Source organism: Streptomyces sp. NPDC096136 (genome assembly GCF_044763325.1).
Taxonomy (GTDB): Bacteria; Actinomycetota; Actinomycetes; order Streptomycetales; family Streptomycetaceae; genus Streptomyces.
This window is the reverse complement of record NZ_JBIWFZ010000001.1, coordinates 224,714-244,013: the sequence shown is the minus strand read 5'-3', so window position 1 is coordinate 244,013 and position 19,300 is coordinate 224,714. Positions and strand designations below refer to the sequence as shown.

19 protein-coding genes and 1 pseudogene are annotated in these 19,300 nt (G+C 72.5%); 17 read left to right on the top strand and 3 right to left on the bottom strand.

The genetic code is table 11. From position 1 onward, the window contains the following. The first annotated feature begins 144 nt into the window (after positions 1-144). The 4 genes from ACIRBY_RS01075 (at position 145) to ACIRBY_RS01060 (ending at position 5,149) form a co-directional block, all read left to right on the top strand. Complete coding sequence (locus tag ACIRBY_RS01075) at positions 145-1,965, top strand: glycoside hydrolase family 15 protein (RefSeq protein WP_403894156.1); 1,821 nt, start codon at positions 145-147, stop codon at positions 1,963-1,965. 2 nt (positions 1,966-1,967) lie between these two features. Then, positions 1,968-2,912 carry a cyclase family protein gene (locus tag ACIRBY_RS01070; RefSeq protein ID WP_403894153.1) on the top strand — a complete coding sequence of 315 codons (945 nt, stop codon included), beginning with the start codon at positions 1,968-1,970 and terminating at the stop codon, positions 2,910-2,912. Between the two features lie 38 nt (positions 2,913-2,950). Continuing rightward, positions 2,951-3,475, top strand: coding sequence for a gluconokinase (locus ACIRBY_RS01065; protein WP_403894150.1), 525 nt, complete (start codon positions 2,951-2,953; stop codon positions 3,473-3,475). A gap of 93 nt (positions 3,476-3,568) precedes the next feature. Further along, a complete protein-coding gene (locus ACIRBY_RS01060; protein ID WP_403894148.1) occupies positions 3,569-5,149 on the top strand; it encodes a GMC oxidoreductase in 1,581 nt (526 codons plus the stop codon). Positions 5,150-5,189: 40 nt separating this feature from the next. Here ACIRBY_RS01060 and ACIRBY_RS01055 read toward each other — a convergent pair whose 3' ends face one another. The 3 genes from ACIRBY_RS01055 to ACIRBY_RS01045 all read right to left on the bottom strand — a co-directional run bounded on the left by ACIRBY_RS01055 (position 5,190) and on the right by ACIRBY_RS01045 (position 8,721). Next, positions 5,190-6,230, bottom strand: a complete 1,041-nt coding sequence (locus tag ACIRBY_RS01055; RefSeq protein ID WP_403894145.1) for a cytochrome d ubiquinol oxidase subunit II — start codon at positions 6,228-6,230, stop codon at positions 5,190-5,192. Continuing rightward, complete coding sequence (locus ACIRBY_RS01050) at positions 6,230-7,723, bottom strand: cytochrome ubiquinol oxidase subunit I (protein WP_403894142.1); 1,494 nt, start codon at positions 7,721-7,723, stop codon at positions 6,230-6,232. The genes ACIRBY_RS01055 and ACIRBY_RS01050 overlap by 1 nt, the downstream gene beginning before the upstream one ends. 158 nt (positions 7,724-7,881) lie before the next feature. Then, positions 7,882-8,721, bottom strand: coding sequence for an SDR family oxidoreductase (locus tag ACIRBY_RS01045; protein WP_403894139.1), 840 nt, complete (start codon positions 8,719-8,721; stop codon positions 7,882-7,884). 428 nt (positions 8,722-9,149) lie between these two features. Here ACIRBY_RS01045 and ACIRBY_RS01040 point away from each other — a divergent pair. The 13 genes and pseudogenes from ACIRBY_RS01040 to ACIRBY_RS00980 form a co-directional block, all read left to right on the top strand. Continuing rightward, positions 9,150-9,287, top strand: a pseudogene (locus ACIRBY_RS01040) (DUF6238 family protein); the annotation flags it as partial. 31 nt (positions 9,288-9,318) lie between these two features. Continuing rightward, positions 9,319-10,809, top strand: a complete 1,491-nt coding sequence (locus ACIRBY_RS01035; protein WP_403894137.1) for an ATP-binding protein — start codon at positions 9,319-9,321, stop codon at positions 10,807-10,809. 31 nt (positions 10,810-10,840) lie between these two features. Next, on the top strand, positions 10,841-11,329 hold the full coding sequence (locus tag ACIRBY_RS01030; protein WP_403894135.1) for a hypothetical protein: 489 nt from the start codon (positions 10,841-10,843) through the stop codon (positions 11,327-11,329). 81 nt (positions 11,330-11,410) lie between these two features. After that, positions 11,411-11,617, top strand: coding sequence for a hypothetical protein (locus tag ACIRBY_RS01025; protein ID WP_403894132.1), 207 nt, complete (start codon positions 11,411-11,413; stop codon positions 11,615-11,617). A 215-nt stretch (positions 11,618-11,832) separates the two neighbouring features. Next, positions 11,833-12,222: a hypothetical protein gene (locus ACIRBY_RS01020; protein WP_403894129.1), complete on the top strand. Its 390-nt coding sequence runs from the start codon at positions 11,833-11,835 to the stop codon at positions 12,220-12,222. A gap of 11 nt (positions 12,223-12,233) precedes the next feature. Then, positions 12,234-12,998, top strand: a complete 765-nt coding sequence (locus ACIRBY_RS01015) for a glycosyltransferase family 2 protein (protein WP_403894126.1) — start codon at positions 12,234-12,236, stop codon at positions 12,996-12,998. Then, positions 12,995-14,137 (top strand): hypothetical protein, encoded by a 1,143-nt coding sequence (locus tag ACIRBY_RS01010; protein ID WP_403894123.1) that lies wholly within the window; start codon positions 12,995-12,997, stop codon positions 14,135-14,137. Before ACIRBY_RS01015 ends, ACIRBY_RS01010 begins: the two co-directional genes overlap by 4 nt. A gap of 27 nt (positions 14,138-14,164) precedes the next feature. Further along, positions 14,165-14,590 (top strand): hypothetical protein, encoded by a 426-nt coding sequence (locus tag ACIRBY_RS01005; RefSeq protein ID WP_403894120.1) that lies wholly within the window; start codon positions 14,165-14,167, stop codon positions 14,588-14,590. 100 nt (positions 14,591-14,690) lie between these two features. After that, a complete protein-coding gene (locus ACIRBY_RS01000; protein WP_403895222.1) occupies positions 14,691-14,912 on the top strand; it encodes a hypothetical protein in 222 nt (73 codons plus the stop codon). Between the two features lie 200 nt (positions 14,913-15,112). Further along, positions 15,113-16,255, top strand: coding sequence for an AAA family ATPase (locus tag ACIRBY_RS00995; RefSeq protein WP_403895219.1), 1,143 nt, complete (start codon positions 15,113-15,115; stop codon positions 16,253-16,255). Further along, positions 16,252-18,051, top strand: a complete 1,800-nt coding sequence (locus ACIRBY_RS00990) for a hypothetical protein (RefSeq protein ID WP_403894117.1) — start codon at positions 16,252-16,254, stop codon at positions 18,049-18,051. Before ACIRBY_RS00995 ends, ACIRBY_RS00990 begins: the two co-directional genes overlap by 4 nt. Before the next feature lie 222 nt (positions 18,052-18,273). Continuing rightward, positions 18,274-18,747 carry a hypothetical protein gene (locus ACIRBY_RS00985; protein WP_403895216.1) on the top strand — a complete coding sequence of 158 codons (474 nt, stop codon included), beginning with the start codon at positions 18,274-18,276 and terminating at the stop codon, positions 18,745-18,747. A gap of 105 nt (positions 18,748-18,852) precedes the next feature. Next, positions 18,853-19,269: a hypothetical protein gene (locus ACIRBY_RS00980; RefSeq protein WP_403894115.1), complete on the top strand. Its 417-nt coding sequence runs from the start codon at positions 18,853-18,855 to the stop codon at positions 19,267-19,269. Positions 19,270-19,300 lie beyond the last annotated feature (31 nt).

The window sequence follows — 19,300 nt, the reverse complement described above, 5'->3', positions numbered from 1 at the left end:
GTCGCCGGGGGCCGGGCGGGGCCGGCGCCACCCGCCGGGCGGGTGGCCCGCTCACCGCGCCCGGTCGGCACGGCGTGGCGGGAGGGACCTGGGTGGGCGATGGTGGATCTGCGGGAACATCCGCCGATCCTCCCCGGAGTCACCATGGACCGCTACCCACCCATCGCCGAACACGGACTGGTGGGCGACCTGCAGACCGCCGCCCTCGTGTCGTCGAGGGGTGTCGTCGACTGGTTCGCCGCTCCCCGGTTCGACTCCCCCAGCATCTTCGCCGCCCTGCTCGACCACGACCGCGGCGGGTACTTCGAGCTGGCTCCCGAGCACCCGGACGTGACCTGCAAGCAGCTCTACTACACCGGCACGGCCATCCTGGTGACCCGCTTCATGTCGCCGGACGGCGTCGGCGAGGTCTTCGACTTCATGCCTCCCGACCGGACCCGCATCCCCACCGACCGGCACACCCTGGTCCGCGCGGTGCGCTGCGTGCGGGGGACCTTCGACTTCTCCCTCGTCTGCCGACCGCGTTTCGACTACGGCCGGGCCGAGCACTCCCTCGAACTGGACGGCGGCCGGGCCGTGTTCCGCTCACCGGAGATCGACGCCCACCTCCAGGCCACCTTCCCGCTGGAGCGCGACGGCCAGGACGTGCGGGGCAGGGTGAGGCTGAGCGCCGGAGAGTCCGGCGGCGCCGTGTTCACCGTCTGCGCCTCCGGCGGCGAGGCCCCGGCGGCGCCCACGGTCGCGGAGGTCACCGACCAGTTCTGGGAGGTCGCGGGGTTCTGGCAGAACTGGCTGCGCCAGTCCCGCTACCGGGGCCGCTGGCCCGAGCAGGTGCACCGCTCGGTGATCACCCTCAAGCTCCTCACCTACGCCCCCACCGGCGCCCTGGTCGCGGCGGCCACCACGGGCCTGCCCGAGCAGGTCGGCGGTGAGCGCAACTGGGACTACCGGTTCACCTGGGTGCGCGACGGCGCCCTGTCCGTGCGGGCCATGCTGGACCTCGGCTTCGCCGAGGAGGCCACGGCCTTCATCCACTGGCTGGCGGACAGGCTGCGCGAGCGCGAAGGCCGGGAGGGGGAGCCCCTCCAGACGATGTACCGGGTCGACGGGGATCCGGACCTGCCGGAGGAGACCCTCGACCACTTCGAGGGCTACCGCGGCTCCTTCCCGGTCCGCGTCGGCAACGGCGCCGCCGACCAGCTCCAGCTCGACATCTACGGCGAGGCCCTCTACGCGCTCTCCCAGGGCTACGAGATCGCCCAGCAGGCCAGCTACCGGGGGTGGAAGACGGTGGCGAAGGCGCTGGACTGGCTCACCGGCGCCTGGGACCGTCCGGACGAGGGCATCTGGGAGACCCGCGGCGGCCGGAAGGACTTCACCTACAGCAGGCTGATGTGCTGGGTCGCCTTCGACCAGGGGCTCCAGCTCGCCGAGCGCTTCCGTCGCCCGGCCGACCTGGAGGGCTGGCGCCGCGCGAGGGACGAGATCTTCGAGCAGATCATGCAGCGCGGCTGGAGCGAGAAGGACCGCTCCTTCGTCCAGCACTACGAGGGCGACGTCCTGGACGCCTCCCTCCTGCTCATGCCCAGGGTCAAGTTCATCGCCCCCAAGGACCCGGTCTGGCTGTCCACCCTGGACGCGATGGACCGCACCCTGGTCTCCGACAGCCTCGTCTACCGCTACGACCCTGCGGCCTCGCCGGACGGACTGCGCGGCTCGGAGGGCACGTTCAGCCTGTGCACCTTCCTCTACGTGGACGCGCTGGCCCGGGCGGGACGCCTGCCCCTGGCCCGGTACACCTTCGAGAAGATGCAGACGTACGCCAACCACGTCGGCCTCTACGCCGAGGAGATCGGTCCCAGCGGGGAGCAACTGGGCAACTTCCCCCAGGCGTTCACCCACCTGTCCCTCATCATGGCCGCCACCACCCTCGACCGGGCGCTCGACGCACAGCTGGATCGCTGACCATGTCCGCGCCGGCCCCTGCGGCGGGAGCGCCGCGGCTGACCGCGGCCGAGTTCGCCGCGCTCTACGCGCGCGTCCGCCGCCCGGCCGGCGCCTCCCCGCGGCGCGGCGCCCTCGACGAGCTCACGCCGGACCGGGTGCGGGCGGCGGCGGCCGAGGTGCGCTCCGGCCGGACGGTGACGATGGCGGCGCCGGTCGAGACGGAGCCGGGGCCCGACGATCCCGAGCCGTGCGAGCACGTCATGACCGGGGCCGTACGGGGTGCGATCGCCTCCACCGGGCTCCAGTTCGCCAGGGACCGCTTCACGATGAACGTCCACGGGGATGCCGACAGCCATCTCGACGCCCTGTGCCACGTGATCTACGACGGCACCCTGTACGGCGGCGTGGACGCGGACAGCGTCACGCCGGAGGGGGCCACGGCCCTGACCGTCGAGGAGGCCCGCGACGGGATCGTCGGCCGCGGCGTGCTGCTGGACATCCCTCGGCTGCGCGGGGTGCCGTGGCTGGAGCCGGGCGATCACGTGACCCCGGAGGACCTCACCGCGGCGGAGCGCGCCCAGCGGGTCCGGGTGGGCGCGGGCGACCTCCTCTTCGTCCGGGTCGGCCACCGCCGGCGCCGTACGGAGCTGGGCGCCTGGCGGGCGGCGGACCTGCGGGCCGGCCTCCATCCGTCCGCGGCGGAGTTCCTGCGGGACCGGGGGGTCGCGGTGCTCGGGGCCGACGGGAACCACGACACCGCCCCGAGCTGCACCGAGGGCGTCGACTTCCCGGTGCACGTGCTGGCCGTCCACGCCATGGGCCTGCACCTGCTGGACTACCTCCAGTTCGAGGACCTCGTGGAGGTCTGCGAGGCGGAGGGGCGCTGGTCGTTCCTCTGCGTCGTGGCCCCGCTGAGGCTGCCGGACGCCACGGGCTCGCCGGTCAATCCGATCGCCGTCTTCTGAGGCCGGTCCGGGCCGGCCGGACCAGGTTGGGGAACGTGATGGGAGCAGGGTCCCCGGTGCCGCCCGTGGTGGTCGTCATGGGTGTCTCGGGAGCGGGGAAGTCCACCGTCGGCCGGCTGCTCGCGGACCGCCTGGCGGTGCCCTTCGCGGAGGCGGACGACTTCCACTCGGCCGCGAACCGCGCCAAGATGGCCGCCGGCCGGCCCCTCGACGACGGGGACCGCCTGCCGTGGCTGCTGACCCTCGCCGACTGGATCCGGCAGGCGGAGGCCTCCGGCCGGGGCGGGGTGATGGCCTGCTCCGCGCTCAGGCGCGAGTACCGGGACCTGCTGCGCCGGGCGGGCGCGGGCGTCGTGTTCGTCCACCTCGCCCTCGACCGCACCCGCGCCGCGCGGCGGGTCGCCGGGCGCCGGGGCCATTTCATGCCCGCCCCGCTGGTGGACTCCCAGTACACCGCCCTCGAACCGCTGCGGCCCGACGAGCCCGGGGTGACCCTGGACGCGACGGCCGACCCGCGGACCATCGTCGACGCGGCGGCGCGCACGGTCCGGGCGGACGGCTGACCGGGGCCCTCCTTCGGTCGCCGCCACCGGGATTGCCGGATAGCGTCGGAAAGGTACGCAATGTCCCCTGTCTCTCCCAGAACAGGACCCCGCATGGCCGGCGATCAGCACTACGACGTCATCATCATCGGCACGGGAGCGGGCGGCGGCACGCTCGCCCACCGGCTGGCCCCCACCGGCAAGAGCGTCCTGATCCTGGAGCGCGGCGGCTACCTGCCCCGGGAGCGGGACAACTGGGACTCCACGGCCGTCTTCGTCAAGGGAAAGTACCGGGCGCCCGAGTTCTGGTACGACAAGCACGGCAACGCCTTCCCCCCGGAGGTCAACTACTACGTCGGGGGCAACACCAAGTTCTACGGCGCCGCCCTCTTCCGCCTGCGCCCCGAGGACTTCGGCGAGCTGCGCCACCACGACGGCGTCTCGCCGGCCTGGCCGATCGACTACGACGACCTGGAGCCCTACTACACCCGGGCGGAGCAGCTCTACCTCGTCCACGGGCGGCACGGCGAGGACCCGACGGAGGGGCGGGCCGGCAGCCAGTACCCGCACCCCCCGGTGGAGCACGAGCCGCGCATCCAGCAGCTCAGCGACGACCTGGAGAAGCGGGGCCTGCACCCCTTCCACCTGCCCATCGGGGTGAACCTGACCCAGGACGGGAACGGCCGGGCCACCCGTGACAGCGCCTGCATCCGCTGCGACCGGGTGGACGGCTTCCCCTGCCTGCTCGGCGCCAAGTCCGACGCCCAGGTGATCTGCGTCGACCCGGCCCTGGCGTACGACAACGTCACGATGGTGACGGGCGCCCACGTCCGGCGCCTGGAGACCGACCCGACCGGGCGCACGGTGACGCGCGTGGTCGCCGAGCTCGGCGACGGGTCCACGGAGGCGTTCGCCGCCGACATCGTCGTCGTCGCCTGCGGGGCCGTCAACTCCGCAGCCCTGCTCCTGCGTTCGGCCAACGACCGGCATCCCGGCGGCCTGGCCAACAGCTCGGACGTGGTGGGACGCCACTACATGCGGCACAACAACCTGGCACTGATGGCGGTGTCGAAGGAGCCCAACCCCACCAAGTTCCAGAAGACCCTCGCGCTCAACGACTGGTACCTCGGCGCGGACGACTGGGACTTCCCGCTCGGCGGCATCCAGATGCTGGGCAAGTCGGACGCCGACCAGATCCACGGCGAGGCACCGCGCTGGGCGGGCAGGATCTCCCCGGACATGCCCTTCGAGATGCTCGCGCACCACGCCGTCGACTTCTGGCTCTGCGGGGAGGACCTGCCGCTGCCCGACAGCCGCGTCACCCTCGACGCGAAGGGCGACATCCACCTGGCCCTCGACGAGAAGAACAACATCGCGGGCCTGGAGCGCCTCCAGCACAAGCTCCGGGGGATGCTCGGCCACCTGGGCATGCACGAGCACCACCTGCTGCCGCACAGCATCTACCTGCACAAGGGCATGCCCATCGGGGCCACGGCCCACCAGGCCGGCACCGTCCGCTTCGGCACCGACCCGCGCAGCTCGGCACTGGACGTCGACTGCAAGGCCCACGACCTCGACAACCTCTACGTCGTGGACACGAGCTTCTTCCCCAGCATCGGCGCGGTGAACCCGTCGCTGACCGCCATCGCCAACGCCCTGCGGGTCGGCGACCACCTCGTCGAGCGGATGGGCTGACGGGCCCGGCGGGGGCCGCGCGGCCCCCGCCGGGCCCCGGCTACGCGTCGTCCCCGGCGGCTCCGGCCGCCTGGGTGTCGGCGTCGGTGAGGGCCTCCAGCCGGCCCAGGGTGTCCAGCCGGTAGAGCAGCACCAGCGCGGGACCGACCAGGACGATCGCGATGCCGGTGACGATGACCAGCCAGTGCAGGGTGGCCGGGGCGCCCGCGGCGTCGGCCACGGTCAGCGTGGTGGGCAGCACGTAGGGCCGCTGCGCGAAGCCCCAGGCGCACACGGTCAGGGCCACGCTCGCCGCCGCCGTGTGGCGGGTCCAGGCGTGGGAGCGGCGCACCAGCAGGACCACCGTGGCCAGCCCGCAGACGGCGGCCAGGAGGACCAGCAGCAGTCCCGGGCCCCCGGTGAGGCCGTCCCAGACGTACCGGGCGTCGTCGTGGGTGACCGGCAGGGCGATGAGCGCGAGGACGACGATGCCCGCGAAGGCGAGCAGCGCCCGGAGGCGGAAGTAGCCGACGAGGTCGTCCGCGCCGAACCGGCGGGCGTCCGAGCAGAGGAACACCGCCCCGAGGAACGCGGCGGCCGCGACGGCCAGCAGACCGGTGAGGACCGAGGTCGGGTTGGCCCAGGCGTCCGCGGAGGCGATCGTCCCGACCTCGACCCGTCCGGAGGCGATGCCGCCGAGGACCGCCCCGAGGAAGAAGGGCGTGAGGAGCGAGGAGACGGCGAACGCGGCGCCGTAGACGCGCCGTCGGGCCAGCCGGTGGGTGGGCTTGCGCAGGGCGAACCCGGCGCCCCGCAGGACCAGGCCGACCGCCGCGAGCGCGAGCGGCAGCCACATCGCCTCGAAGACGGCCTGGAACATCGTCGGGAAGCCGGTCCACATGACGACGAGCACGAAGATCAGCCAGACGTTGTTGACCTCCCAGACCGGTGCCATCGCGTGGTCGATCAGTGCTCGGGGCCCCTTGCCGCGTTCCGGCCCGCCCGCCAGGAGGTCCCAGAAGCCCGCGCCGTAGTCGGTGCCCCCGCCGCAGGCGTAGGCCGCGATGACGGCCACCAGCACCCAGGCGATGAAGTCCGCCATCAGGACGCACCTCCCGCGTCGCGGCCGGAGTCGCCTGAGCCGCCGGCGGACGGCGGCCCGCCGACCGCGGCCCCGGGCTCGTCCCTGGGCCCGTAGGGGGTGTCGTCCTCCGGGGCCGGGGCGCCCCGCACGGCGTCCGGGTTCTCGTCGGCGGTGCGCCAGCGGGTGCGCATCGTGAGGACGACCGCGAGGAACGCGCCGAACACCAGCACGTACACGACGGCGATCAGGCCGAACATCGCCCACAGCGATCCGGCGCGGGTGGTGGTCACCGCCTCCGAGACCCTCATCTCGTTGTAGACGATCCAGGGCTGGCGGCCCACCTCGGTGGTGATCCAGCCGCACTCCACGGCGATCAGGCAGGCGGCTCCCGCGACGGCGGCGCAGCGGAAGAACCAGCGGTTGTGCGGGAGCTCCCGGTGCCGCAGCCACACCCAGCCGTACCAGAGCGCGAGCAGGACCAGCAGGCTGCCGACGGTGACCATGGTGTCGAAGGCCCAGTGGGCGATGGTCGCCTGGACGGTGGTGGGCCGGTCGGACGCGGGGACCGAGGTCAGGCCCGTCACCCGGGTGCTCGGCCGGAAGCCGGCGAGGATCGAGTCCAGCTGGGGGATCCTGATCCCGCCGGAGATGGTCCCGTCGGTGTTCAGCCGGCCGTAGAGGTACTCCGGGACGTGCGTGTCGGTCTCCCAGACCAGCTCCGTGGCGGCGAACTTGACCGGCTGCCTGTGGAAGACGGCGCGGGCGGTGGAGTCGCCGATCACGAACTGGACCGGCGTGAGGATCGCGGCCACCGTGAACGGCAGGGTGAAGCCGAGACGGTGGTACCGGTCGCGCCGCCCGCGCAGCCAGCCCACGGCGTACACCCCGGCGACCACGTACCCGGCGGTCATGAACATCGCGACCGCGAAGTGCCAGTACTCGGGACCGAACATCGGGGTGAAGATCGCCCGGCGCACCTCGACGTCGACCGGGTTGCCCTCGCTGTCGAGGCTGAACCCCCGCGGGGTGTTCATCCAGGCGTTGGCCGCGATGATCCCGAACGCCCCCATCAGGGCCGCCAGCGGCAGCGGGGCGCCCAGCCAGAAGTGGGTCCACGGCTTCAGGCGGCGCCACCCGTACAGGTAGACGGCGATCAGTACGGCCTCCAGGAAGAAGGCCCACGCCTCGACGCCGAACCCGAGCCCGAAGACGTCGCCCCAGCGCCCCAGCATGCCGGGCCACAGCAGACCGAGCTCGAAGGACAGCACCGTGCCCGTGACGACGCCGATGGCGAACTGCACGGCCATCACGGCGGACCAGCGCCGCGCCAGTTTGAGGGCGACGGGGTCCTCGCGGCGCAGCCCCCGGTAGTGCATCAGCAGCGTGAGGAACGGCAGCGCCACCCCGAAGGGGACCAGCAGGATGTGCGAACCCAGGGAGAAGGCCATCAGCTCGCGGGCCGGCAGGAGTTGCGGCGGGGCTTCCGCCAGGTGGAACACCGTGCTGGACATGTGTGCCTCGTTGGTCGTGCCCGCGGACGACGGGGCTGAGGAGCCGTGACGCGGGCGGAGGGGCGCCGTGGAGCCTTCCCCGCCCGGTGGGCGCACCGTCCGGCCGGCCGGTGCGCGCGGCGGTACGTCGCCCGGTCGCCCGGGTCCCGTACGGGCGGTCAGCCCCCGGTGGCGAAACCGGGGAAGAGCGTCATGCCCCCGTCGACGAAGAGCGTGGCGCCGACGACGTAGTCGAGGAGGTCGGAGGCGAGGGCGACGACCGCGTTGGCGATGTCCTCCGGGTCGCCCACACGGCCGTAGGGGATCAGTTGCAGGAGGGCGGCCTCGGCCTCGGGGGTGGACCAGGCGTCGCGGTTGATCGGGGTGCGGATCGCGCCGGGCCCGATCGCGTTGACCCGGATCCGATGGGGGGCCAGCTCCTGCGCGAGGGTCTGCATCAGCATGCCGACACCTCCCTTGGAGGAGGCGTAGTTGACGTGCCCCGCCCACGGGATGACCTGGTGGACCGAGCTCATGCAGATGATCTTCCCGGCCGACCGGGAGACCTCCTCCACCACACCGCGCCGCACGAACTCCTTGGCGGCCTCGCGGGCGCAGAGGAACTGGCCGGTCAGGTTGACGTCGATGACCTTCTGCCACTGGGCGAGGGTCATCTCGGTCAGCGCCGCGTCCCGCTGCAGTCCGGCGTTGGCGACCATGATGTCGATGGTGCCGAACTCCTGCACCATCCGGGCCACCATGGCGGCCACCTGCTCCTCGTCGGACACGTCGGCCTGGTGGGCGTAGGCGCGGACCCCGAAGCCCTTGATCTGCGCCACGACCTCCTCCGCCTCGTCCGCGCCGGCGACGTAGTTGACCACGACGTCGGCCCCGGCCCGGCCCAGGGCGACGGCGGTCGCCAGGCCGATGCCCGAGTTGGCACCGGTCACCAGCGCCTTCTGGCCGGCGAGCAACTGCGCGGAACCGGCACCGCGCCCCGTGTCGACTGTCGTGGCCACGCTCTCTCCTCAGGCAGGTGGGACGGAGCGCCCGCCCCCAGGAGCGGCGCCCGGTCGGCGACGCGTCGGGAGGGGCCGGCCCCGGTCGAAGGAGCGGCCACCGGCCCGGCCACCGACGAAAGCACCCCGCACCGCGGCGGACCGCCCCGGCGCGCCCCGCACCCCCCTTTCGGCCGCACCGCTCCCACGGTCGGCCCACACCCCGGGGCGCGCCTCCCCCCACTTCCGGGTTCAGGTGCCCCGGGACGACGCCCCGGGGAGCTGCGGCATCGGCCGCCCCGGCCGGGTCGGCACGCGTGACCACGCAGTGCTCGCCAACCGACCCGACCGTGAACGGCTTTTCCCGTCGTAAGCCGCTCAAGGCGACTGCGGTCGCCGGTGCCGGTGCTGTCGTCGCGCAGGGCGCCACGTCGGCCGGGGCCCACGGTGCGAACAGCAGCGACTGCCACCCCGAGCGGCTCCCCGAAGGCCCGCCCATGCTGACCATCTGCCAGCGCCACCTGGCCGCTTCCCACGCCGTACGGCGCAAGACCACGGCCGTAGACCTCGCCGCCCCGGCGTCCTGAACACCCCCGCCCCGGAAACGAGCGAGCACCGTTGTCCCACCGCCGCGCCAGCGCGACCCCCCTGTTCACCCCGAACAACATCGACCGCGCCCAGCGCCGGGCCCTGCGCAAGCAGACCGCCCGCGCCGAAGCCCGAGCCCGCACCGCCGCCGGCCCCGAAGCGGGCCAGCACGCCACCGAGGCCGCCTACCCCGACGCGGTCTATCCGCTCGCCGGACGCCCCGGCCCCACGTCCGCCCGCGGCGGCCGCCTGAAGCTGCCCGCCCACCGCATGACCACGGCCGTGGCCAGTGCCGCCTACCCCTTCCTCGCCGAAGGCGGACTCGGCGCCGACGGCATCTACATCGGCCGCGACCTCCACGCGGAAGGCAGCTTTACCTTCGACCCCTTCAGCCTCTACGGGAAAGTCGAGGGCTTCACCAACCCGAACCTGCTGCTCGCGGGGGTGATCGGGCAGGGCAAGAGCGCCCTGGCCAAGAGCCTGGCCCTGCGCAGCGTGGCGTTCGGGTACAGGGTGTACGTGCCGTGCGACCCGAAGGGTGAATGGAGCACGGTGGCCACCGCCTTGGGCGGCACGGCCATTGCGCTGGGGCCGGGGCTGCCCGGCAGGCTGAATCCCCTGGACTCGGCGCCCCGTCCACCCTCCGTACCGGAGGCGGAGTGGCAGGGCGAGGTCCGCAAACGCCGTCTGCTGCTCCTCGGCTCCCTGGCGCGCACCGTCCTGGGCCGGGACCTGCTCCCCATGGAGCACACCGTCCTCGACGTCGCGCTCGACGCCGCCGCTGCCCGCGCGGCGGCCAGTGGCCGGCCCCCGCTGCTCGGCGACATCGCCCACGCCCTGGCCGACGGACCCAGCCTCGAACTCGCTGGCGGCCTGCTGGCAGGACGACTGGGTGAGGCCGCCCGCGACCTCGCCCACGCCATGCGCCGCTTGGTCTTCGGAGACCTGGCCGGGATGTTCGACGCACCCTCCACCAGCGCCTTCAACCCGTACGCCCCGATGCTGTCCATCGATCTCTCCCGCCTCGGCGGCAGCGACGACACCGCCCTGGTCCTGGCCATGACCTGTGCATCGGCCTGGATGGAAGCCGCGCTCACCGACCCGTACGGCGGCCGACGGTGGGTGATCTACGACGAGGCGTGGAGATTGATGCGGCATCCGGCCCTCCTGATGCGCATGCAGGCGCAGTGGAAGCTCTCCCGCGGCCTGGGTATTGCCAACGCCATGGTCATCCACCGGCTGTCAGACCTGCTGACTGCGGGCGACGCCGGCAGCCAAAGCCGGGCACTGGCCGAGGGGTTGCTCGCCGACTGCAGCACCCGCGTGATCTACCGCCAGGAGACCGACCAGCTGCACGCCGCCGCCGGACTCCTCGGACTGACCAGCGTCGAGTCCGCCGCGCTGTCCCACCTCAGCCGGGGCCGCGGCCTGTGGAAGGTCGCAGGCCGGAGCTTCGTGGTTCAGCACCAGTTGCACCCCGCTGAGCTGCAACTTTTCGATACCGACGCCCGCATGCACTGACCGCAGAATCGTTCAACCAACCCGGGAGCCCATGCCCTCCGCACGCGCCGACCTGTCCCTGTTCGCCTCCGCGCTCGCCGCCCGCCTCCCCGGGCAGTGGACGAGCGACTACCAGCAGCATCCCACCTACCCGGACCAGTTCGCCGCCATCGAGCGCCTCTGGGACACCGGCCACGTCGAGTACATCGTCAGCCAGTACGTCCTGGGCCACGAGGCCGTACTCCACGGCCCGGACGGCCAGCAGCTCTACGTCACCGACAGGCCGCTGCGGCCCAGCCAGTTCGTCGTCGCCCCGCTCAGCCCCGACGTCGAACCCCACCACTTCGTGGGGGTAGAGGAACCCAACGGGATCGCGGTCCCCAATGATCCCGTCCGCGCCGCCGCCCGCATCGCGAGACGGCTGCTGCCCCGCTACGAACTCGCCCGGCACGCCGTACTCCGCAGCGTCATCGACCGGCCCGAACCCCCGCACCGCAAGGCCCCGCCGCAGGTCGACGAGACCGTCACCCTGACCTGGTAAGAGGACGGGGCACTCGGAACGCCGTACAAGGACGTCCCAGAGGAAGCCCGGGACGCGCTGTACGCCCACGGATTCCAGTACATGCCCCACCAGGCCGCATTCCTCCTCCCCGCCTCCTACGGCCAGGACGGTCGCGCCGTACGGATCCAGGCCGTCGCCCTGCGGCTCGCCGCACACGGCATCGGCGTGAACCTGCGTCACGCCACGCTCCCGCCACGCGCGCCGGCCGTGGCCCGGCCTGTGGCTGCCCTGCCCGCAGCCGCTGCCGCTGCCGCCCGCGCCCGCTGACCACCTGCACGAAGGAAACCGCCATCAGCACCCGCAGCTTCATCGCCCACCCGACCCCCAAGGACGGCTACGAGGGCATCTACTGCCATTACGACGGCTACCCCGACCACCAGCTCCCCCTTCTGCTCGCCGCCGCCCGCTACCGCTTCGGCGGTGACCTCGACGCCCTGCGCCGGCACCTGATCAACTGCCCCCACGACTGGAAGCAGCTCGGCATGGACCTCCTGGACAGGGCCCCCGATCACGTCCGGGAGCGGCCCGACCCCCACGGCGACCGCAGCCCGAGCGCACCCTTCGACAACGTGTTCAACATCGACGGCACCCCCGCGAAGCCGATCCCGGTCACCGACGACAACGCTGATGCCATGGGACTGGAGTGGGGCTACGTCCTACACGACCACGGCATCGAGGTCATCGTCCTGACCTGGTACGACATCGGCCCCATCGTGTCCTGGGACACCGACCCCCTCTCGCGGATCTCCGGAACCCCCTCTCTGTGGGATCCGTGCCGGCCCGCGCCCATCCAGGCTCCCGCCACCCCGCTGAAGATCACCAAGCCGGTCGCCCCGGCACCCGCACCCGCCCGATCGCGGGTCACCCGCTGAACGCCCCGTCCATGGACCGCACTCCGGAGAAGTCCCTGTCCGCCCCGCAGATCACCGTCGTCATCGCCACGCAGCTGCGCCCCGATCGCCTGCCCTACCTGCAGGAGATGCACGCCAGCCTCACCCGGCAGACCGTGCCCTGGGAGGCCGTCCTCGTCCTCGACGGCGCCGACCCCGCCCTCGTGCCCGCCCCGATTACCGCCGACCCTCGCATCCGGACCCTCGCCCTGCCCCGACCCGTCGGCGCCGCCTGCGCCCGCAACCTCGGCCTGAACGAGGTGCGCACCGAGTTCGTGAACTGGGCCGACGACGATGACGTCTTCCCCGACTGGAGCCTGGGCGTACGCCTGGAGACCTTCACCCACGAGCTCGGGTGGGTCGCAGGATGGAGCGAGGACCTGCTGCCGGACGGCTCCACACACCTGTGGGAATGCCCGGCCCCGCCCGGCTACCACGCCGCCGGCGACGTGGTGACGTACTGGCCCCGGCCGCAGGACACCATCCCGATCGGGCCGACGACCATCCTGGCCCGCACCCGCTTGGTCCGGGCGGCCGGCGGCATGGGCGGCCTGGTCCAGGGCGAGGACTACATGGCCGCCGTCGGCGTCACCGCGCTGGCTCCCGGCGTGCTCCTGCGGCTGCCCGTGTACCGGTACCGCAAGCACGACGGGCAGATGACCCGCGGCGAGCAGTACGAGGAGCTTGAGCTCGCCGCCCGCCGCCACGCCCACGCGTTCGGACACGGCCTGCGCAACGCCCTCACCCCCCGGGCATGAGCATGGACGACCGCGCAACGCCCAGCCCCAGGGGCCTGGCCCAGATCATCCTCGCCCTCAGCCCGGCCGATGGCCTGGTCGCCGTCCCCGTGGGCGAGCAGTACCGGTGGGCCGACACCGCCCTGCGGCTCACGCCCGGATTCGAGCGGCGCCCCGACGGCACCTACGCCCTGACCGACATAGACGCCGCAAAACCCAACCTGCTCGCCCTCGCAGAGAACGCCCGCCGACACCGCGTGCTCCTCTTCGGCGGCGCCCGCACCTACCTGGGCGACTACGCCACCGCGCTGGCCAACGGCCTGCCCGGGGACTGGACGGTGAAGGTCGAGGTCTACGCCCACCCGCTGTGGCAGGAAGACCTCGTCCCCAACCTGTGGGACGCGGGCGAACTCATCGACTCCGTGGAGCACGCCCGCATCCCGTACGGCGCGCACCTCACCAACGATGCCGGCATCGAACTCCTCCTGGTCGAACGCCCCGGCAGCGCCCACGAGTACCTGCTCGGCGCCTTCGCCAGCGCCACCTTCGACGACAACTACGCCAACCCGCACGCCCCCAGCTCGGTCGTACTACCGTCCGACGCTGCCCACGCCGCCGGTCTGGTGACCGGCACGTTCCTGCCCGCGTACGAGCAGGCCGTCCACGGACGGCTGCTAGCCGTAGTCGAATCGGCGCACGGCAGGCTCGAGGAACTCCATGCGACATGGACGGCAATCCAGCAGTCCGGCCGCTACAGCGACGGCATCCGCCTGGGCCCAGCCACGCTCGGGCACGTCGAGCAGCAGTACCTGGAAGAAGGCTCCACCGAGTGGCGCCGCCTGCGCCCCCACGCCGCCGAGCTCCTCTCACGTATGCGCCCCGCCGTGGGCACCGAGGACTCCGCCTCCTTGGACCGCCTCCGCCAGCTCCTTCACTCGGACGAGGCGGCCTCCTCGTGGCCGGCGGCGCCATCCGCCTCTGCCGCGCTGCCGCCCGGCACGGTCGAGACCCTCCGCCGGTGGCGCACCGACGCGCCAGCCCTGCTGCGGCAGGCTCGCGCCACCCGACCCGTCGGTCCTGCGACCACGGTCCGGCCCGCACTCCCCGCTGCAGGCAAGGCCGCGCCGTTCGGCCCCGAACGACCGCCGCGCAGCCGATGACCTTCCCCGACCCGTCAGGACGCCCCCATGCAACCGCACTTCCATTTCGGGCTGCACGCCGAGCACGGTGTGGTCGCCCGTCCCACCGCAGCCATCACTTCCCACCTCGCGGCCTGGTACCTGGAGCGCGAGCAGTTCGAACCAGTACCGGGCCGAGCCGATCTGTTCCGCCTGGCCCAGCCCGATCACGATCTGAGGCGCCGCGCCCGACAGGCCGTCCATGATCTCCGCCAACACGGGTTCACCGTGCAGGCGGACCTCTCCCTCGATCCAGCCCAGACCGCCCCGCCGAACGCCCCGATCCGCGTGAACTACGCGGCCGAACGGTTGGCTCGCATCGCCCGGGCCGCCGCCTCCCGGCCTCCGCAGCACCGCGTGAACGCCTCCCCGGTCGCGTCCGTGCCTGTACCCGCCCTCGGCGCCCACTCTTCGACAACCAGACGAGCCCGGTGACCTCGGCGGGCCCCTCCCTGGCCAGACGGCCACACCCCACCGCTTTCCCTCCACCACCGACAGGAGATTCGCCTTGCCCGAAGCACCAGCAGAGCCGTTCATGACAATCCGGCACGCCATCACCGGCGAGATCACCACCACCGGCTACAACGCCGCCGCCCGGCGGATCCTGCTCCAGGACGGGTTCGAAGAGACGCCAGACTGCGCTTGCCGAGCGACGGAACCCGGTACGGAGCGGACGCACGAGCCTGCTCGGCGGCTAGCGAGCTGCTCGTCGCCGACCCTCCCGTGCACCTGTACCGAACCCTCGGTCGGCCGGTGAGCGCCGATGGTGCGCCCCGGTTGGCCCGGCCGCCGATGTCGGCACAGTCCGTGATCCGCTCCGAGAGCGGCCAGCCTCTCCAGCCCATTGCCCACGCCCGCACCCGCACCCGCACCTGCTGAAGGACCCTCGTTTTGACCACACCCACCGGAACGCCTACCAGTTCAGCGCGCACCAAGGGCGGCGAGCTACGGGCCAAGGTGGCCCGACTGCTGGCGGACCGGCCGGCGGACACGCTCACCATCGGGGAGATGGCCCGACAGCTGGGCCACTCCCACGGCGCGGTCCGCAACGCCGCCCTCACCCTGGTACGACGCGGCGAGGCCGACCAAAACGGAACCGGACAACCCGAGTTCCGAGCGAACGGGAAAACCACCGCAGCCGCGCAGACTGCGGTGATCAGCCCACCGGGCACCCACTCGCCCCGCGCCCAGCCGGCCACGCCCCACACGACCAGCCCCGCAGCAGCCACGCCCAGGCAGACCGGCCCGATCCGCCGCGCGGGGGGCCAGCTCTACCACCCCCGGGAGCTGGCCGATCTGCCCGACGTCGAGGCGCTGAACCGGCTGCGCGACGCCGACGTGCCGGTGCTGCTCTACGGCCCTCCGGGCACCGGCAAGACGTCGTTGGTGGAGGCGGCGTTCCCGGACCTGCTTACCGTCGCCGGTGACGGCGACACCACGGTCGGCGACCTGATCGGCGAGTACACGCAGGCCGACGGCGGAGGTTACGTCTTCCAGTACGGTCCGCTGGTCACCGCGATGACCGAGGGCCGCGCCCTGCTGATCGACGATGCGACCCTGATCTCGCCGAAGGTCCTGGCGGCGCTGTATCCCGCGATGGACGGGCGCAGGCAGATCCAGGTCAAGGCCCACAAGGGCGAGACCATCAAGGCCGAGCCGGGCTTCTACGTGGTCGCGGGCCACAACCCCGGCGTCCACGGGGCGGTCCTGACGGAGGCGCTGTCGTCCCGGTTCAGCGTGCAGATCCAGATCGGCACGGACTATGACCTCGCCCTGGCGCTGAAGATCGACGCCCGGGTGGTCCGGGTCGCCCGACACCTCTCCCGCCAAGTCGAACTTGGTGAGCTGGGCTGGGCCCCACAGCTGCGGGAGCTGCTCAGCTACCAGAAGACCGAGGCCGTCCTCGGCACCAACGCCGCGCTCGCGAACCTGGTCGGCATCGCCCCTGAGGAGGATCGCGACGCCGTCGCCGACGCCGTCATCAAGGCCGTCGGCGTCAAGAAGATCGCGCCCCTCACCCTCGGCAAGCAGCTTTCCGCCTCGGCCCTCCGGAAGCCCCCGGGCATCACCGGCTCCGCGCACCGGGGCCGCTCGCGATGAGCGCCCACCGCCACGTCCAGTCCCCCGCCACCACACCGGAGGACGACGCCGACCTCGCGCGATGGGACGACGACGGCGCCCCGCCCGCGCAACCCCGTTCCTCCCCGGACGCGTGGCTGCGCGTGGGAGCCGAACTCGGCGATCGGCTGGTCGCCCTCTCTGGCCGCCAGGACCTCCTCGTCACCTGCCGCCCCGGCACCCGCAGCGGCGCACCGGCCGCGTTCTTCCCCACGTTGGGTGAGGTCGAGTTCGACGCCGGCCTGTTCGCTCCGCTCCAGCCCCACGAGATCCATCCGCGGATCGTGGGCGACGAGGAGCGGTATCCCGCCGCCTGGGGAGTGTTCGTCCACGAGGCCGCGCACGCGGCCCACTCCGTCTGGACGGCGCCTGCCGGAGCGAACCCCCGTCTCGTCGAGGCCGCGCTCCTGCTGGAGGAGAGCCGTGTCGAAGGCGCACACCTGATCACGCGGCCCACGGACCGCACCTACCTGCGCACCAGTGCCCGGACCCTGGTCATGCCCGACATCGCCAACCCCACCCTCCAGGGCATCGAGCACGCCGCCGCCGTCGCGGCCCTGATCCTCGGCCGCCGTGACGCCGGCATCCTGGACCCTGGCGAGACTCGGGCCGTCGCCAATCTGTGCGAAAAGGTGCTGGGCGCCGATCTGCTGGCCACGCTCACCCGGATCTGGACCGCGGCCCACCAGTGCGCCGACCACGACGCCACGACCATGCTCGCGCACGCTCAGGACTGGTGCGACGCGCTGAACATCGCGGCCCCCGCCCTGCCCGTGCCGGAGAACCTCACCGATCTACTGTCCGGCGCCGTGCAGGTCGTCATGGACAGCACGGAAGCCACCGACGCCGCCGACCTCGCGGCACAGGCCGCAGCGACCAGCGCCATCGCCGCGCAGTCCAAGGCGCAGGCTCAGGACCGCGCCCAGCGGGCCAGCCAGCGACGCCAAGCCGCCGCCACCGCCAAGTCGGTCTTCAACGCCCGCGGCACCACCGTCAACCCTGACGGCACACCGGCGCCCTACAGCAACCCGGTCACCGGCACCCGCAGACCCACCGCCGCCGAGCAGAGTGCCGCCGCCCGCCTGAGCCGCGCCCTGCGTGCCGCCGCCTACCGCGAGCGGACCGAGGAACGGACCACCAGCCCTACCCCGCCCGGCCGCCTCAACATGCGCGCGGCCCTCGCCCGCGACGCTCAACGCGCGGCCGGGTCGGTCCCCACCGCGGAACCGTTCACCCACACCCGCCGCCGGAACTCCCCCACCCCGCCGCTGCGCGTGGGTATCGCCGTCGATGTCTCCGGCTCCATGCGTGCCGCCTGCGCGCCCGTCGCGTCCGCTGCCTGGATCGTGGCACGCGCAGCAGCCATGACCGACCCCGACTCCCGTACCGCCACCATCGCCTACGACAGGCACCTGACCGCATTGACCCGACCCACCCACCGAGCACCAGAGCGCGTGACGACGTTCAATGCCACCGGCGGCAGCCACAACCTCGGCGACGCCATCGACGCACTCGACCACGGCCTCGAACTCAGCCGCCCCGGCGCCGGCCGCCTCCTCGTGATCGTCACCGACGCCCATTACGGCAGCGACGAAACCGCTCAAGCCGTCACCCGCGTCAAGCAGCTCACGACCGCCGGCTGCGCCGTACTCCAGCTCACCCTCACCGCGGAGTCCCGCCACTTGCCGGGGACCACCTTGCTGCATCTGCCCCGGCCCTCCAGCGCTCCCGCCGCCATCGCCACGGCGGCCACAGCCGCCATCCGCAGGACCCGCTGAGACGACGCAGCGGAAGCGTCCCCGAGACCACCGTCAAGCACTCCAGACCACCTCCGTCCGCCGGATGAATCGCGCATCTGATGCACGACCCTCCGCAACGACGAAGGCCACCACCCCAACCGCCAACGGAAGGCACTCGATTTGAAGCCCCAGACCAGCAGCCCGACCTCGAACGTAACGCCCATCAAACGGAACTCCCCGGGGGTCGCCACGTCATTCGAGATCGTCCACAGCTGTGGACACGGCAACACCCATGATCTGTCCAGCCGTTCGGCGGACCAGCGCGCCGGATACGCCCGCTGGCTCGCCGCCCGCCAGTGCACCGACTGCTGGCGGGCAGACCACCAGGCGGACGCCGCCAGCACGGCCGAGTGGCTGGCCGCCAAACGCGCCGAGGAACAGACCGCCGCTGCAGACTGGGCAACCCAGTTCGACATGCCTCCCCTGGAAGGACCCGAAAAGATCCTGGGCTGGGGCGAACGCACCCGCCACCAGCTGGTGACCCGCGCGTACACCGCGCTGGTCACCGAAGGCACCTGGGACGAAGCCGACTGGGCCCAGTTGGAGGAGCAGGTCCGGCTGCTGACGCGGGCAGGGTGGTGGGTCGACCAGCGCGAGGCCGAGGGGAGCGATCTGCCCGAGCTGCTGGAGGCCGCCGACGACCGCGACCGGCCCACGGAGAACCCGTACCGGTAGGCGCGCGACGCGCAATATAGCGGCGAAGTCCCGGTTTCGGAAACCGGGGATTCTCCGGACCCTTTGTCTTCCACCGCCGCCCAGCGCCTTCGTGGAGGACCCTCCGTGCCCGAGACCCGTCCCGTGTACCTGCCGCCCGACCCGCTCACCCCGACGCGGGACATCACCCACCAGCACTTCCGCCCCGGCGAGCACGTCGTGATCATCAAGGGCGCCGCCGGCGGAGAGCTGTGGGGCGACGCAATGAAGGTCGTGGTCTCCTCCTGGCACACCCTCACCGACGAAGACGGGTGGCGGCTGCTCGACCCCAACGGCGGCGACCGCTCCTACGTCACCGCCCACCCCCGCTACCTGGTGCACCTGTCCAAGCGGTGCCCGGAGTGCCTGATGCACCAGAAGGCGCTGCGGGAGTACCTGGTCAAGCGCCTCGGGGACGCCGAGGAAGTCGTGGACTGCCGCTGGTACTCACTGAACGCCCTCAACCAGCTCGTCCACGTCGCCGACGCCCGGCCCGGGCGCTGAGCACGGTCGCAGCACCCCGGAAGGACCGGCC

Bases quoted from the DNA above. Each gene is read 5' to 3' on its own strand.
- ACIRBY_RS01075 (WP_403894156.1), top strand. From the start codon at position 145: ATGGACCGCTACCCACCCATCGCCGAACACGGACTGGTGGGCGACCTG.
- ACIRBY_RS01070 (WP_403894153.1), top strand. From the start codon at position 1,968: ATGTCCGCGCCGGCCCCTGCGGCGGGAGCGCCGCGGCTGACCGCGGCC.
- ACIRBY_RS01065 (WP_403894150.1), top strand. From the start codon at position 2,951: ATGGGAGCAGGGTCCCCGGTGCCGCCCGTGGTGGTCGTCATGGGTGTC.
- ACIRBY_RS01060 (WP_403894148.1), top strand. From the start codon at position 3,569: ATGGCCGGCGATCAGCACTACGACGTCATCATCATCGGCACGGGAGCG.
- ACIRBY_RS01055 (WP_403894145.1), bottom strand. From the start codon at position 6,230: ATGGCGGACTTCATCGCCTGGGTGCTGGTGGCCGTCATCGCGGCCTAC.
- ACIRBY_RS01050 (WP_403894142.1), bottom strand. From the start codon at position 7,723: ATGTCCAGCACGGTGTTCCACCTGGCGGAAGCCCCGCCGCAACTCCTG.
- ACIRBY_RS01030 (WP_403894135.1), top strand. From the start codon at position 10,841: ATGCCCTCCGCACGCGCCGACCTGTCCCTGTTCGCCTCCGCGCTCGCC.
- ACIRBY_RS01025 (WP_403894132.1), top strand. From the start codon at position 11,411: ATGCCCCACCAGGCCGCATTCCTCCTCCCCGCCTCCTACGGCCAGGAC.
- ACIRBY_RS01020 (WP_403894129.1), top strand. From the start codon at position 11,833: ATGGACCTCCTGGACAGGGCCCCCGATCACGTCCGGGAGCGGCCCGAC.
- ACIRBY_RS01015 (WP_403894126.1), top strand. From the start codon at position 12,234: ATGGACCGCACTCCGGAGAAGTCCCTGTCCGCCCCGCAGATCACCGTC.
- ACIRBY_RS01010 (WP_403894123.1), top strand. From the start codon at position 12,995: ATGAGCATGGACGACCGCGCAACGCCCAGCCCCAGGGGCCTGGCCCAG.
- ACIRBY_RS01005 (WP_403894120.1), top strand. From the start codon at position 14,165: ATGCAACCGCACTTCCATTTCGGGCTGCACGCCGAGCACGGTGTGGTC.
- ACIRBY_RS01000 (WP_403895222.1), top strand. From the start codon at position 14,691: ATGACAATCCGGCACGCCATCACCGGCGAGATCACCACCACCGGCTAC.
- ACIRBY_RS00990 (WP_403894117.1), top strand. From the start codon at position 16,252: ATGAGCGCCCACCGCCACGTCCAGTCCCCCGCCACCACACCGGAGGAC.